Consider the following 13,520-nt stretch of genomic DNA (forward strand, 5'->3'; position numbering starts at 1 on the left):
GCGATGGAGCGGTCAGACGGGGATCGTGCAGGAAGCGAGGTCGCGGGGGAAGACCGTGAGCGGTTCCGAACCGTCCTCGGTCACGAGCATGCTGTCGCTGATCCGGTACCCCGCGTGGCCCGGGACGTAGAGACCCGGTTCGTTCGACACGATCATGCCGGGCTCGAGGAGCGTGCGGTCGCCGTCCTCGAGCCAGGGCGGCTCGTGCATCCCGAGGCCGATCCCGTGCCCCTGCCGGTGGCGCAGGTACCGCCCGAGACCGGCGTCGCGGATCACGTCGAGGCAACGGGCGTTGCTGTCGGCGCAGCGTACGCCCGGCGCGATCGCCCGGGAGCCTTCGGCTTGGGCGAGGCGGACCGTCTCGTGGTAGCGCCGCTGCTCGTCGCTCGGCTCGCCGAGGACGAAGGTGCGTTCCCCCTCCACGAAGCGACCTCCGACGGCGCATCCGAGGGACAGCATGAACGTGTCTCCCGGTGAGAGCCTGTAGGAGGACGGCAGCCCGTGGGGGATCGCCGAATTCGCCCCTGCGTAGACGAGGCCGCCCGCGAGGAACGACACCACGACGACGTCGCGGTGCTCGGCGTACATCGTCCCGATCCCCACGGAACCGACGTGCCCGGCGAGCTCCTGCTCGCTCGGCAGTCGGCCGCCGGCTGCGACGGCGTCGGCGACGAGCGCGACCCCCGCCTCGAGCATGCGGTCGGTGATGCGGGCCGCTTCGCGGTGCAACACGATCTCCTCGGGCAGCTTGATGGCCCGTGCTCGCGTCACGAGTTCGGTCGGTGCCCATTCGACGTCGTCGAACGCGGCGCTCGCGAGATCGAGTCGGTGATGCGTGACGAGAGTCGTCACGCCGACACGGCCGCGCAGCGGTCCGACCGCCCGGGCGAGGGGCGCGAACGGCGACTCGAGCCCCGGGTACTCCGCGAACGTGACGATCTCGGCCTGCGCGTGCTGCTCCTCCGCGTGTTGGCGTTCCAGCTCGGGGACGAGCAGGAGGATGCGTCCGTCGTCGCGCAGGAGGACGGCGACGGGACGCTCGCCGGGGTGGTGGAAGAAGCCGGTCAGGTAGGCGACGTCCTCCGGGTCGTCCGTGAGGATCGCGGAGAGGCCCTCTGAGGCGAGCGCCGTCTGGACGCGTTCGCGGATGCGGTGGAAGACGGCCGGGTCGAGCCGCTGCTCGAACGGGGCCGCGCGGGTATCAGCGGGCATGATTCCTCGGATTCCGTGCGTCGTTGTACGCGATCGAGAGAAGGGTGGCGGAGAGCACGAGGGCGAGGATCGCGAGCGAGGGGAAGAGCGTGAGCCACCACGCGCTCACCATCGCGCCGGACTGCTGCGCCTCGTAGAGGATGCGTCCCCACGACCACGTCGTCGGGTCGCCCAGGCCGAGGAAAGCGAGCCCGGCGGCGGACAGCACCGCGCGGGACGCCGTGACCACGACCGACACGACGATGACCGGCGTCACCGCCGGGACGACGTGTCGACCGAGGATCCACCCGTGATTCCGTGTCATCAGCCGCGCGGCGTCGACGTACGGCAGCTTCACGACGGCGAGAGCCTGAGACCTCACGAGGCGGGTGACCTCCGGCCACGAGAACGCCGCGACGACGAGGATGATCGTCGAGGTGCTCGGCCCGACGAGTGCGGCGATGAGGATCATGAGCGGGAGCACCGGGAGCGAGAGCGTGAGATCCACGACGACGGAGATGATGGTGTCGAGCCGCGGAACGTACGCCCCGATCACGGCGACGACCGTGCCGAAGGCGATCGCGATCGCGGAGGCGGCGAGAGCGACGAGGACGGACTGCTGGGTCCCCCACACCACCTCCCCGTACACGTCGCGGCCGAGGGAGTCGGTGCCGAAGACGTTGCCGGCGCTCGGCGGACGCAGCACGTCGGAACCGTAGCCCGCCGGGTACGGGGCGAGGAGCGGGGCCAGCACGCTCACGAGTAGGAGCGCGAGGAGGATGCCGAGCGAGACCATGCCGAGCGGCATGCGGCGGAACGCCCGCCACGTGGCTCGACTCGCTCGCGTCGCGCCCGTCGCCGCCGGCTCGATCGTGGTGTCGACGAGCGCGGACTCGGGAAGGGGTGCGGTCATGAGGTCTTCACTCTCGGGTCGAGGAATCCGTAGGCGATGTCGGTGAGGGTGTTGGCCGCGACGACGGTGACGGCCAGCAGGAGGAAGGCTCCCTGGAGCACCGGGAAGTCGAGCTGCGTGACGGCCTCGTAGATCCCGCGTCCGATGCCGGGGTAGGCGAACACCGTCTCCGTCAGCACCGCACCGCCGACGAGGAAGCCGAGTTGCAGGCCGATGAGCGTCGTCGCCGGTAGGAGCGCGTTGCGGAGGGCGTGCTTCCAGAGGATACGGCGTGGAGAGAGGCCGTTCGCCTTCGCGAGCGTCACATAGTCGTCGCCGAGGGCGTCGATGAGCGTCGCGCGCATCGTGAGCACGTACGATCCGAGCTGGATGAGCGTGAGCGAGACGGCCGGGAGGACGAGGTGGGTGAGCACGGACACGTACCACTCGGTTCCGTAGACCCCGTCCGTGTAGGCGCCCCCGATCGGGAACCACCCGAGATTGAGCCCGAAGACGAGGAGGAGGACGATGCCGACGCTCGGCACGAAGAGCGACTGACCCGTGACCCCGACGACCTGGACGACGCGGTCGAGGATGCCGCCCTTGTGCGAGGCGGCGAGGACGCCGAGCGGGATGCCGACCACGACGGTCAGCACGAGCGCGGTCGCCGTGAGCAGGAGCGTCCAGGGCAGCCGCTGCAGGAGCACGTCGAGCACGGGGATCGACTGTGTGAACGACGTCCCGAGGTCTCCCTGGAGCAGGCGCCCGAGGTAGAGCATGTACTGGGTGAGCAGCGGTTGATCGAGGCCGTACTGCTCGAGGAGAGCCGCCCGCGTCTCGTCGGTCATGTTCGGACTCGCGACGGCGAGCGCCGGGTCCCCCGGCAGGAGCCGGAGGAGGAGGAAGGTCACGGTCACGGCGAACCAGATCGTGAGGATCCCCCGGCCGAATCGGCGAAGGACGAACAGGGCGATGGACACGCGGGCGACTCTCCTGTCGATCGATGGGTTAGTCGGCGACCGGGAAGGCGCTCGCCACGGACACGGGGTTCACGATCGACAACAGTTCGCTCGGCTTGGAGACGAATCCGTCCCAGTCGGAGCTGTACGCCACGGCGAGGTTCTGCGTGTACATGATGTTGTCGTAGACCTGCTCGTGCACGATCGCCGCGGCTTCGCGCATGAGCTCGATCTTGGCGTCCTCGTCCGAGGTGGCCGAGGCCTCCTCGATGAGCGCGTTGAGCTCGGGATCGTCGACGTAGGTGTAGTTGATCGCTCCACCCGGGAGGTACGACAGCGTGAAGTTGGTCACGGGGTCGTCCATGATGGCCAGGTTGCCGGCGTAGATGTCGTAGTCGCCGTCGTTCGTCATCGCGAGATAGGTGTTGCGCTCGGTTCCCTGCAATTCGATCACGATGCCGGCCTCAGCGGCGCTCTCCTTCACGAGCTGGGCCCACTGGCTCGTCACACTGTCCTGCAACGAGTAGATGAGGCGGAACGTCACGGGGAACATGCCGTCGGCTCCCGCCGTGTAGCCGGCGTCCTCCATGAGGGAGCGCGACAGGTCGGTGTCGAACTCGTACTCGGTGATCGACTCGTCGTAGTACGCCGAGAGGACCGGCATGAGCGGGCTCGAGCCTGTCGACACGGCCTGCCCCTGCAGGACGACGTCGCGGATCGCCTCGTAGTCGGCGGCGTGCGCGAGCGCCTGGCGTACCTCGACCTTGGCGAGGTCGGGGTTCTGCATGTTGTAGACCATGTGGGCGTAGCCGAGCCCTGTGACCTCGGCGATCTCGATGCCGTCGGTGTTGCGGAGCTGCTCTACCTGGGCGGGTGGGAGCGCGTTCGCGACCAGGTCGACCTCGCCGCTCTGCAGCGCGAGGATCTCCGTGTTCACGTCGGGGAAGACGCGGTAGACGACCGTCGCCGCCACGGGGGTACCGCCCTCGACGAGCGGGTAGTCGTCGACGCGCTCCATCGTGTAGCTCTGGCCCACCTGGACGTCGGTGAGCAGGTACGGACCGGCGCTCACCCAGCCGCCGTCACTCCCGTCGTTCGCGAATTCGGCGACGGAGCCAGCCGGCTCGAACACGTGCTGCGGCACGACGTTGCCCCAGAATCCGATCTCCTCGACGATCGAGGAGTCCGGCTTCGTCAACGTGATCTCGACGCGCGTGTCGGAGACGGCCTCGGCCGACTCGAAGTTCGCGAGCTGGCCGTAGAAGGTGCCGGACGGCGCGTCCCTCTTCACGGCGTTCATCGTGTACGCGACGTCGTCGGCGTCGAGCTTCTCACCGTCGCTCCAGCTCATGTCGTCGCGGATCTCGTAGTAGCCGGTCGTGTCGTCGACGTATCCCCACTCCTCGGCGAGCTGAGGCTCCTTGGTGCCGTCGTCCGCGATGCTCAGGAGGTGCGGGTACATCAGGTTGGTGATCCAGTAGTCGCTCCGGCTGTTGCCGATGAGCGGGTTGTAGTTGACGACGTCCGTCGTCGTGGCGATTGTGAGCGTCGCATCGCCGGGTTCGGCGGTGGAGCCGCCTTCCGGCGCTTGCGGCGCGCACGCGCTCAGTGTCAATGCGACCGCGGCGGCCACGCCGACGATCATCGATCTCCGATAGGGCATCAGACCCAGACCTCCTCGAGTACGCGCAGGGTGTTACCGCCGACGACCGCGCGGATCTCGTCGTCGGAGTAGTCGTGCTTCACGAGCCAACCGATGATGTTGCCGAACGCCTCCGCGGGGTTCTCCACGCCGTCGACGTATGGGACCTTCTCGTAGTCGACGTTGGCGTGCGCCTGGCCCAGGGACAGATTGGCGGCGAACGCGTCGTGCAGGCCCACGTGGTCACCGAAGAGCGTGTCGGGGCCGAAGCTCACGTGCTCGAGGCCGACGAGGTCGACGCAGTACTGGAAGTGGTCCATGACCGATTCGAGCGAGTGGAGCGGGTGCGACGGCGAGAGCGTCGTGTGCGGTGCGGCCTCGATCCCGATCACCCCGCCGCGGCGGGCGCACTCGATGATCGTCTCGTCCGTCTTCATCCGGTTGGTCGGCCAGAGGCCACGCGCACCGGCGTGGGTGATGAACACGGGCTTCGTCGACGCCCTGATGACGTCGACACACGTCCGGTCGCCGGAGTGCGAGATGTCGATCGCGATGCCCAGCTTGTTCATACGTGCGACGGCACGCTCCCCGAAGTAGGTGAGTCCGCCGTCGCCTCGCTCCTTGAGTCCGCTGCCGAGTGTGTTGGCCTCGGAGTAGGCGATGCCCATCTGGCGGACGCCGAAACCGTAGAGCACGTCGAGCCGGTCGACCTCGTTCTCGATCATGGTCGAGGCCTCGAGCGCGAAGATGTGCGCGATGCGCCCCGTCTCCTTCGCGTGCTGGATGTCCTTCAGTGTCTCGCCCTTGATGACGTAGTCCTGGTGGGCGAGGTCCGCCATGCGGACGCCGAGGTCGAACAGCACGTCCTGGTACTTCCATCCGGCGTCGCTCGAGATGCAGCAGGTGCCGTCCATGCCGTTGTCGAAGACGGCGGTGAGGCCCGAACGCGAGAGGCCCTCGTAGCCCGTCGGTTCACGGCCCTGTCGGATGTGGTCGCGCAGGTAGTCCATGTTCTCCGGGAAGACCTGGACGTGCTCGTGCAGGGAGATGACGGTCTCCTGCTCGAGCAGTCGCGCCGTCCGTTCTGCCTGCGCCGAGCTCAGATCGAGACCGGCGTACGCGGGAACTCGGCCGATCTGCTTCGCCCAGCCGAAGTCGCGGTAGTCGACGCCCGCCTCGAGGTAGTCGTAGGCCGTGTAGCCGGTGTAGCGCTCTGAGGGTTCGAGCACGGTGGTGCCTCCTTCGTGGTTCGTGTGTCGCCCTCAAGCGGACGACGCCGGGGCCTATCGGCATCCCAGGACCCAACAATCATGATTTCCGGCGTATCTGCCAATACAAATGCGGTATTTCGGTTATCAGTTCACATGTGTGAAACATTTCGGCGCAGTTTGAGGTGCACAATGAGATGCATGACGATGGCTCCTTCTTCCTCGACAGCGCCCGTGCTCCACGTTCGCGGACTACGTATCGACTTCCACGGCGACCAGGGCACCACGACGGCGGCGTCCGGCGTCGACCTCGACGTGCACCCGGGTGAGCTCGTCGCCCTGCTCGGCGAATCCGGATCGGGGAAGACCGTGACGGCCCGCGCCATCATGGGGATCGAGGACGAAGCGGCCGCCGTCACCGCCGACGCCCTGCGGCTCGGCGACGTCGACCTCCTGTCCCTCGGCGAGGATCAGCGCAGGAGACTGCGCGGCGAACGCATGAGCATGGTCCTCCAGGACGCCCTCTCCTCCCTGAACCCCGTCCTGTCGGTCGGTGACCAGCTCGGCGAGATCGTCCGCGTCCACCGCGGGGTGTCGAGACGGGCGGCACGGGCGCGCGCGATCGAGCTGCTCGACCTCGTGGGGATCGTCTCCCCCGCCTCTCGTATCGACGACTACCCTCACCAGTTCTCCGGCGGTATGCGACAGCGCATCCTCATCGCCATGGCGATCGCACTCGAACCGGAGCTGCTCATCGCCGACGAGCCGACGACGGCCCTCGACGTCACGGTCCAGGCCCAGATCCTGCGCCTGCTGCACGACCTCCGTGGTCGGCTCGACATGGGAGTCCTCCTCATCACGCACGACATCGGCGTCGTCACCGAAGTGGCCGACCGTCTCGTCGTCATGCGTCACGGTGCCGTCGTCGAGCACGGTGACGCCGACGCGATCTTCGCCGCACCGAGTCACCCGTACACGCGGGAACTGTTCGACTCGGCCCCCCACCCGTCGCCCGCTCGAGTGCTCGATTCCACCAAAGCCGCGGAGGCCCCCGTCTTGACGGTGCGCGGCCTCGACCGTACGTTCGCTGGCGGCTCCCCCTTCGCGCGCCGGATCGTCCACGCCGTCGCAGGGGTCGACCTCGCGCTGCGGCGCGGCGAGACGCTCGCGATCGTCGGCGAGTCTGGTAGCGGCAAGTCGACGCTCGCGCGCATGATCGTCGGCCTCGAGACCGTCGACTCCGGCTCGGTCGAATACCGCGGACGTGACGTCACGCGGCGCACCCGCGGCCCGCGCCCACCGGCCCAGGCCGGGGTGGGGATGGTCTTCCAGGACCCGTACACCTCGCTCGACCCCCGCATGCGTGTGCGCGACGTGATCGCCGAACCCCTCGCGGTCACTCGGACGGGGACCGCCGCAGAGCGGCGTGACCGCGTCGCCGAGCTGCTCGACCTCGTGGGGCTGACACCCGGGATGATGGATCGCTTCCCCCACCAGTTCTCCGGTGGCCAACGGCAACGGATCGGCATCGCCAGGGCCCTCATGCGCGACCCCGACGTCCTCGTGTGCGACGAGCCGGTGTCGGCACTCGACGTCACCATCCAGGCGCAGGTCGTGGACCTGCTCGTCGACCTCCAGGATCGGCTCGGCCTCAGCATCGTCTTCATCTCGCACGACCTGTCGGTCGTGCGCAACCTCGCCCACCGCGTCCTCGTGATGTATCGAGGGGTCGCCGTGGAGACCGGGGGCACCGAGCAGATCTTCGATCGACCCGAGCACGACTACACGCGGGAACTACTCCGCTCGATCCCGCCGCTGACGCGTGCAGAACGCGGCAAGCTGACCGCCGACGCCGCCTGAGCCCGCCGCCGCCGGTTCAGCCGGTGGGTGTCCGTTCGCCGCGGCCGGCGAGCGCCTCGAGGCGCGCGTTGTACTCCTTGAGCTCCGCGTCGTCGTCGCGGTCGGCCGCCCGATCGAGTCGCTTCTGCTCCTTGGTGTCGTTCCGGCCCCACTGGATCGCCACGACGATGGCGAGGGCCACCGTGGGGATCTCGCCGATACTCCAGGCGATCCCACCGCCCACCACCTGGTCCTGGAGTGGGCTCGCGCCCCACGTGCGCCCCATCGCGCCGAACCAGTCGGCGAGGAACAGGCCGCGCGACGACATGATCGTGAGCCCGAAGAACGCGTGCGACGCCATCGTGGCGAGCAGGAGGAACAGGCGGAGCGGGTACGCGATGCGGTGCGGCACCGGGTCGATGCCGATGAGCGCCTGGACGAACAGGTAACCCGTGGCGAGGAAGTGCACGATCATCCACTGGTGGCCGATGTGGTCGGTCATGGCCCAGCGGAAGACCGGCGTGAAGTAGAACACCCAGAGCGAGCCGGCGAACAGCACGGCGGCCACCACCGGGTGGGAGATGACACCCGCGTACTTCGAGTGCACGGCGAGGAGGATCCACTCCCGAGCGCCGCGTGAGGCGTCGCCGCGCTTCCGGATCGCCCGCATCGCGAGCGTCACGGGCGCGCCGGGCACCAGGAGGATCGGCACGGCCATCGCCAGGAGCATGTGGCCGAGCATGTGGATGCTGAACAGGTACTGCTGGTAGACGTTCACGACGCCGCTCGTCACCCAGAACAGCAGGAGCATCCCGGTCACCCACGACATCGTGCGGAGCGGTGACCAGTGGTCGCCGCGACGGCGCAGCCTCACGACCCCGGCGAGGTAGAAGAAGATCGCGAAGGCGCAGATGAGCGCCCACAGCAGGTCGACGTTCCACGACGTGAGGTACCCGATGGGCGTGAGTTCGGTCGGGAGCGGCTCGTCCGTGAGGGTCTCGGCCGGTGTGCGCACCGTGGGGAGGACCTCGCCGATGGGCGAGGCGGTACGGGCGAGCGCGGCGGCGACGCCCGAGGCGACCCCCATGAAGCCGAGCTCGGCCACGGCGATCCACCAGAACCGGCTGCGCTCGCGGCCCGAATCGGCCATGCGCCGCAGCATGGTCGAGCGGTAGTACGCCCCGAAGAGGCCGAGCACCACGAGCGCGGCGACCTTCACGAGGACGAGGAGCCCGTACGGGGTCGCGAGGCGGTCGAGGCTGCCGATGCGCAGTTCCGCGCTCGCGTATCCGGACACCGCCACGACGATGAAGCACACGAGAGCGAGGGTGGAGTAGCGCGAGAGAACGGCGGGCAGACGCCCCTTCCCGAGCACCGGCCGCACCACCACGATGGCGAGCAGACCGCCGAGCCAGACGGCAGCGAAGAGCAGGTGGAGTCCGAGCGCCGTGATGGCGGCGTCGTGGCCGGAGCTCCCGGCCGCGTGGCCCTGCTGCGCCATCGGGAGGAGGCTCGCGGCGGCGAGGAGACCCACGAAGAAGAGGGCCGTGAGATTGCGGACGGCGAAGCACAGCACCGTGACGGTCGCCGCGAGGAGCGTCGTGATGAGCCAGGCCTGGCCGGCCTCGACCTCGGTGAGGAAGAAGCCGAGCCGCACACCGAAGTCGTCGTCGAGGGCGAACGGCGTGTTGGTGATGACGAGGAAGCTGAAGAAAGCGGTGAGTCCCGATGCCACGGTGAGAACGGCGGCACTCGCCGAGGCGAAGTCCAGGACCTTCGGGAACTCCTCACGATCCGGGCTCAGGGCGAACAGTGCGAGCGCGATCGCTCCGATGACACCGGCTGCTCCGACGTTGACGAGCATCTTCGAGAGGGGCAGACCCCAGCGCGCGACCGGACCTGCGTCGCCGATCGAGAGGGGGTCGGCGCCGCCGCCGAAGGCCAGCGCTGCGACGAGAGCGAGGACGCCGACGAGGACGAGCACGGCAGGCCCGAGGATGCGCGTCGCACGATTCACCTCTCAAGGGTACGCGGTGCAGCCTGGACGTCGGCCCGTCACGTCTTCCTCCGCGGAGGCGGAGACGAGCGAAGGGGCGGCCGACGCAGTGCGTCGGCCGCCCCTTCGGCGGCGTGTGGGCCGTGACTACTTGACGGCAGCCTTGAGCTTCGAGCCAGCCGAGACCTTGACCGAGTGGCCGGCAGCGATCTGGATCGTCTCACCGGTCTGCGGGTTGCGGCCGGTGCGAGCGGCACGCGAGGTGCGCTCGACGGCGAGCCAGCCGGGGATGCTGACCTTGACGTCGTTGCTGACCGAGTCAGCGAGAACCGAGAACAGAGCGTCGAGAACGCCGCTCACCGCAGCCTGGCTCTGGCCCGACTCCGAAGCGATCTTTGCAACGAGCTCGGTCTTGTTAAGCGACTTATCAGCCATGAAGTGTCCTCCTCGGACCTTGTTACGAAGTACAGTCGTTTTCTCCTGTAGCGCCGCCGCGGTACGAACCCACGGCAGCCGGTCTCTCGACCGCCTCGAATGTAACAGAAAACCCCGAGATTCCGCGGAACTACGCACTTTGCGACGAGATAACACCCGGCGTGTCGGCCCGATCGACCGCGAGAGGACCCTCTATCGGGCACTCGTCGCGCGGTCGGGCGGCGGTCACTCTCCGGACGAGACCGCCCCGACGAGGTACTGACCGCCCGAATCGAGTACACGGATCTGCACCGAGAACTCCCGGTCCCCCGTCGTGAACCCGCACGCGAACTCCGCCCCGGCCGAGGCGCTCGGCTCCTCCGGGCAGCTGACATCGCGAACGTCGGGGAGGCCGTACTCGTCCTCCAGCACTCCCTGGACGTCCTCCTCGACCGCAGCCCCCGTGAAGACCGGGCGCACGAACTGCCCGCTGATGACGAGCGTGAGCAGAGTCGCGACAGCGGCACCGACGAGCCCCGCCGTGATCGCCGTGCCCCAGGCGACACGACGCTTCTTCTTCGAGACGTCGGGCGCGGGTCCGTCCGGCTGTCCATACGGAGCGAACGATCCGGCGCCCTGCTGCCCGGGAGCCTGCGGGTTCACGTGCTGCTGACCGGGCCCGGCGGCGTACTGGACGGGGTACCCCTGCCCGGGACCCGTGGGAGCGCCGTGCGGGCGCCCCTGACCCTGCGCAGCGGAACCGGGCCCCTGCGCAGCGGAACCGGGCCCCTGCGGAGCGGAACCGAGCCGCTCGGTCGGGGCCGTGGGCGCCGAGGCGCGCGGGTACTGCTGGGTCGGCTGATTCGGCTGCCCGGACGGGGGCGATGACGGCGCCGATGGCTGAGCCGTGGGGTGCCCGACGCCCTGGGGGCGGTAGGTCGATGCCGCCGGAGGCTGCTGCCCTGCCGGCGCCCGGCCTGGCTGGTTCCACTGACCCTGAGCAGGCTGACCCTGACCCGGCTGACCCTGGTTCCACTGACCCTGGTTCCACTGACCCTGCGCCGGGCGGTCCTGCTGGGGCTGCGGCCACTGAGCTTGTCCGGGCTGAGCCTGCCCGGGCTGAGCCTGCCCGGGCTGAGCCTGGGGCTGGCGCGGCTGCGGCCACTGCGGGGACGGCTGGCCGGCGACGGGAGTCGGCCACGGCTGCTGCTGCCCCTGCTGCGGCTGCTGCCCCTGCTGCGGCTGCTGCCCCTGCTGCTGCTGCGCCTGCTGATCACGCTGAGCCTGGCGCCACTTCTCCTGCTCGTCGCCGGATCCTCCGGGGGTGCGACCGTCACTCATCTCTCAACCTCTGGATCTCTTCGTAGAACGCGTCGACGTCCGAGGCGTCGATCGTCGTGACATCGAACGGGGACGGCGGTTCGGGCAGCTCGTCCTCGTCCACGGCCCCCGTCGACTCGAAACCGACGAGGAGGCGACCGCCGTCCTCGCCGAGCGAGGCCGAGAGTTCGATCGCGTTGAACGCCCCCTCCGCGTCGCTCTGAATCGTGATGGTGGCGACGCTGCCGTCCTCGATGCCGTCGGGATCGAGGAGGCCGGACGGCAGGTCGAGCGTCTCGGCCTGTGCGGCGATGTTGGCGAGCGACGTCGTGACGCTGATGCGGGAGACGCCCTCCTCGTCGGTCGAGAGGTCGTAGATGGGCGCCGTCTCGGCGTCGTCCGCCTCGAGGGCAGCGCTCGCACCGCAGAAGACGCGTTCGGCCGGCAGCAGACACGGGTCGTCGTCCGCACCGATGACGGTGGGGACCTCCGTCCACAACGTGGGGCTCAGCTCGGCGAACTTGGAGCCGAGGAGCAGGAAGTCGGAGTCGGACCCACCCTCGTGGTAGACGTCGATGGTGTCGCCTTCACGGCTCGAACTCTCGCGCACCACGACCGTCGCGGGATCGCCGAGGAGGGTGACTTCGCGTGTGAGGTCGAAGTCGTCCGCCCCGCCGACCGTCGAGACGTACTCGAGACCTGCCACGTCCGTGCCGGCCGAGAACTGCTCGGTGGCGGCCGCCATCCGCTCCTCGAAGAGCGAGCCGAGGAAGTCCTGTCGCGCCGCCGTGTCGGCGTGCGCCTCACCCTCGACATCACGGGTCGCGCAGCCGCTCAGGCTCGCAGCGAGGACGACGGAGAGGACGCCGCCGAGCAGAACTCTGCGGCGGGCGGTCACGCCCCGCCCCCCGCCTGGTTGTAGAGCGCGAGTGCGACCTCACCGAGGGCGGCGCTGAGCATCTGCCCGCCGCCACCGCGGGAGTTGGAGCCGATCAGGTAGCCGGCGCCCGTCGTGGAGTCGAACTTCGTGAGCCACGCGCCGCCCGAGCACCCACCCGTCATGTCGCAGCTGAGGACGTAGTCATTGGTGTACCGGTCGGCGACGTTGCTGGCCGAGCAGTAGCGCTCCGACATGCCGTCGAACGGCGGGGCCGCCGGGTAGCCGATGGAGAGGACACCGTTGAGCTCGCCTCCGAACGAGATGCCCTGCCCGCCGGTGACGTCCTGGATCTGTTGGCCGTCGCTGTTCGCGTCCATGGTGAGGAAGGCGAAGTCGTAGTACCAGCCGTTGCCGGCGGTGCGGCCGCTCTCGTCGGCCTCGGCCTGTTCGATGAACTCGGTCGGCGCGAAGATCTTGTTGGCATACCAGATGCCGAACGGCGTCTCTTCCATCTGGTTGCGATCGGCCGGGACGAACTGCAGCTTCTGCGCGTACCGCTTGCTGTACGCGTCGTAGACGCAGTGGGCCGCGGTCGCGACGATGTTCTTGCCGGCGGAGTTCACGACGGTGGCAGAGCACACGTACGCCGTCTGATCGTCGAACGCCCCGTAGAGGCGTCCGTGGACCTGGCCGGCGAGGCCCGGAGCCGCGAACGGGTTGCCGGCGGACGAATCCTGCAGGCTCGCCGGGTCGACCTCGTCGACCGGGCCGGTCGTGGGGTCGACGAGCACGCCTGTGGGCTTGTCCGTGAGCGTCTCCTCGCCCTCGGGCGGCGGCTCGTACTCCGGAGCGCTCGCGTTCGACGCGTTGTCGTCCCAGAAGTCGTTGGTGGCACCGGGGTCGCTGTCGATGTCGACGGACTCTCCCGCCGCCAGGATGTCGACGTTGATACCGGGTGCGCTGTCGGCGGGCACGGCCTCGCCGTCGACCGTCACGGTGCAGGCGGTGAGGCCTGCTGCCGTGAGCAGCGTGGCCGCGAGCACGGCGAGTCCCCTGAATCTCCGAGTGCTGGGCATGGTGCGATGCTAACAGCCGCCTCCGACACCGCCGAGGGGTAGAACTCCCCCGCCGGGTCTGCCGGACCGACCGCCTGATCGGCCCGATCCATCCCGATCAGGA

At 68.9% G+C, this 13,520-nt stretch carries 11 protein-coding genes; 1 reads left to right on the forward strand and 10 read right to left on the reverse strand.

Annotated elements, in window-relative coordinates:
- Positions 1-12: 12 nt before the first annotated feature.
- Genes CLV49_RS03910 through CLV49_RS03930 form a run of 5 tightly spaced genes read right to left on the reverse strand, consistent with a single transcriptional unit; the run spans position 13 to position 5,913 of the window.
- Positions 13-1,212 carry a M24 family metallopeptidase gene (locus CLV49_RS03910; RefSeq protein ID WP_106562363.1) on the reverse strand — a complete coding sequence of 400 codons (1,200 nt, stop codon included), beginning with the start codon at positions 1,210-1,212 and terminating at the stop codon, positions 13-15.
- Positions 1,202-2,104 carry an ABC transporter permease gene (locus tag CLV49_RS03915; RefSeq protein ID WP_106562364.1) on the reverse strand — a complete coding sequence of 301 codons (903 nt, stop codon included), beginning with the start codon at positions 2,102-2,104 and terminating at the stop codon, positions 1,202-1,204. Before CLV49_RS03915 ends, CLV49_RS03910 begins: the two co-directional genes overlap by 11 nt.
- Positions 2,101-3,063 carry an ABC transporter permease gene (locus CLV49_RS03920; RefSeq protein WP_106562365.1) on the reverse strand — a complete coding sequence of 321 codons (963 nt, stop codon included), beginning with the start codon at positions 3,061-3,063 and terminating at the stop codon, positions 2,101-2,103. The genes CLV49_RS03915 and CLV49_RS03920 overlap by 4 nt, the downstream gene beginning before the upstream one ends.
- A 28-nt stretch (positions 3,064-3,091) precedes the next feature.
- Entirely contained in the window at positions 3,092-4,705 is a 1,614-nt protein-coding gene (locus tag CLV49_RS03925) for an ABC transporter substrate-binding protein (RefSeq protein ID WP_106562366.1), read from the reverse strand.
- Positions 4,705-5,913: a dipeptidase gene (locus tag CLV49_RS03930; RefSeq protein WP_106562367.1), complete on the reverse strand. Its 1,209-nt coding sequence runs from the start codon at positions 5,911-5,913 to the stop codon at positions 4,705-4,707. The genes CLV49_RS03925 and CLV49_RS03930 overlap by 1 nt, the downstream gene beginning before the upstream one ends.
- 186 nt (positions 5,914-6,099) lie before the next feature.
- Between CLV49_RS03930 and CLV49_RS03935 the strand changes: the two genes are divergently transcribed.
- Positions 6,100-7,752 carry an ABC transporter ATP-binding protein gene (locus CLV49_RS03935; protein ID WP_106564866.1) on the forward strand — a complete coding sequence of 551 codons (1,653 nt, stop codon included), beginning with the start codon at positions 6,100-6,102 and terminating at the stop codon, positions 7,750-7,752.
- Positions 7,753-7,768: 16 nt separating this feature from the next.
- Here the strand turns inward: CLV49_RS03935 and CLV49_RS03940 are convergent, their stop codons facing one another.
- The 5 genes from CLV49_RS03940 to CLV49_RS03960 all read right to left on the reverse strand — a co-directional run bounded on the left by CLV49_RS03940 (position 7,769) and on the right by CLV49_RS03960 (position 13,417).
- Positions 7,769-9,748 carry a bifunctional copper resistance protein CopD/cytochrome c oxidase assembly protein gene (locus CLV49_RS03940; RefSeq protein WP_208019903.1) on the reverse strand — a complete coding sequence of 660 codons (1,980 nt, stop codon included), beginning with the start codon at positions 9,746-9,748 and terminating at the stop codon, positions 7,769-7,771.
- Between the two features lie 126 nt (positions 9,749-9,874).
- The gene (locus tag CLV49_RS03945; protein ID WP_106562368.1) at positions 9,875-10,162 is read right to left on the reverse strand and encodes an HU family DNA-binding protein; all 288 of its coding nucleotides are present in this window, start codon (positions 10,160-10,162) and stop codon (positions 9,875-9,877) included.
- A gap of 225 nt (positions 10,163-10,387) precedes the next feature.
- On the reverse strand, positions 10,388-11,482 hold the full coding sequence (locus tag CLV49_RS03950; RefSeq protein ID WP_106562369.1) for a DUF4333 domain-containing protein: 1,095 nt from the start codon (positions 11,480-11,482) through the stop codon (positions 10,388-10,390).
- Positions 11,475-12,359 carry a hypothetical protein gene (locus CLV49_RS03955; protein ID WP_106562370.1) on the reverse strand — a complete coding sequence of 295 codons (885 nt, stop codon included), beginning with the start codon at positions 12,357-12,359 and terminating at the stop codon, positions 11,475-11,477. The genes CLV49_RS03950 and CLV49_RS03955 overlap by 8 nt, the downstream gene beginning before the upstream one ends.
- A complete protein-coding gene (locus CLV49_RS03960) occupies positions 12,356-13,417 on the reverse strand; it encodes a trypsin-like serine peptidase (RefSeq protein WP_127054519.1) in 1,062 nt (353 codons plus the stop codon). Before CLV49_RS03960 ends, CLV49_RS03955 begins: the two co-directional genes overlap by 4 nt.
- Positions 13,418-13,520: the final 103 nt, after the last annotated feature.

The sequence above is a fragment of the Labedella gwakjiensis genome, from assembly GCF_003014675.1.
GTDB lineage: Bacteria > Actinomycetota > Actinomycetes > Actinomycetales > Microbacteriaceae > Labedella > Labedella gwakjiensis.

Bases quoted from the DNA above. Each gene is read 5' to 3' on its own strand.
- CLV49_RS03925 (WP_106562366.1), bottom strand. From the start codon at position 4,705: ATGCCCTATCGGAGATCGATGATCGTCGGCGTGGCCGCCGCGGTCGCA.
- CLV49_RS03915 (WP_106562364.1), bottom strand. From the start codon at position 2,104: ATGACCGCACCCCTTCCCGAGTCCGCGCTCGTCGACACCACGATCGAG.
- CLV49_RS03945 (WP_106562368.1), bottom strand. From the start codon at position 10,162: ATGGCTGATAAGTCGCTTAACAAGACCGAGCTCGTTGCAAAGATCGCT.
- CLV49_RS03910 (WP_106562363.1), bottom strand. From the start codon at position 1,212: ATGCCCGCTGATACCCGCGCGGCCCCGTTCGAGCAGCGGCTCGACCCG.
- CLV49_RS03935 (WP_106564866.1), top strand. From the start codon at position 6,100: ATGGCTCCTTCTTCCTCGACAGCGCCCGTGCTCCACGTTCGCGGACTA.
- CLV49_RS03960 (WP_127054519.1), bottom strand. From the start codon at position 13,417: ATGCCCAGCACTCGGAGATTCAGGGGACTCGCCGTGCTCGCGGCCACG.
- CLV49_RS03950 (WP_106562369.1), bottom strand. From the start codon at position 11,482: ATGAGTGACGGTCGCACCCCCGGAGGATCCGGCGACGAGCAGGAGAAG.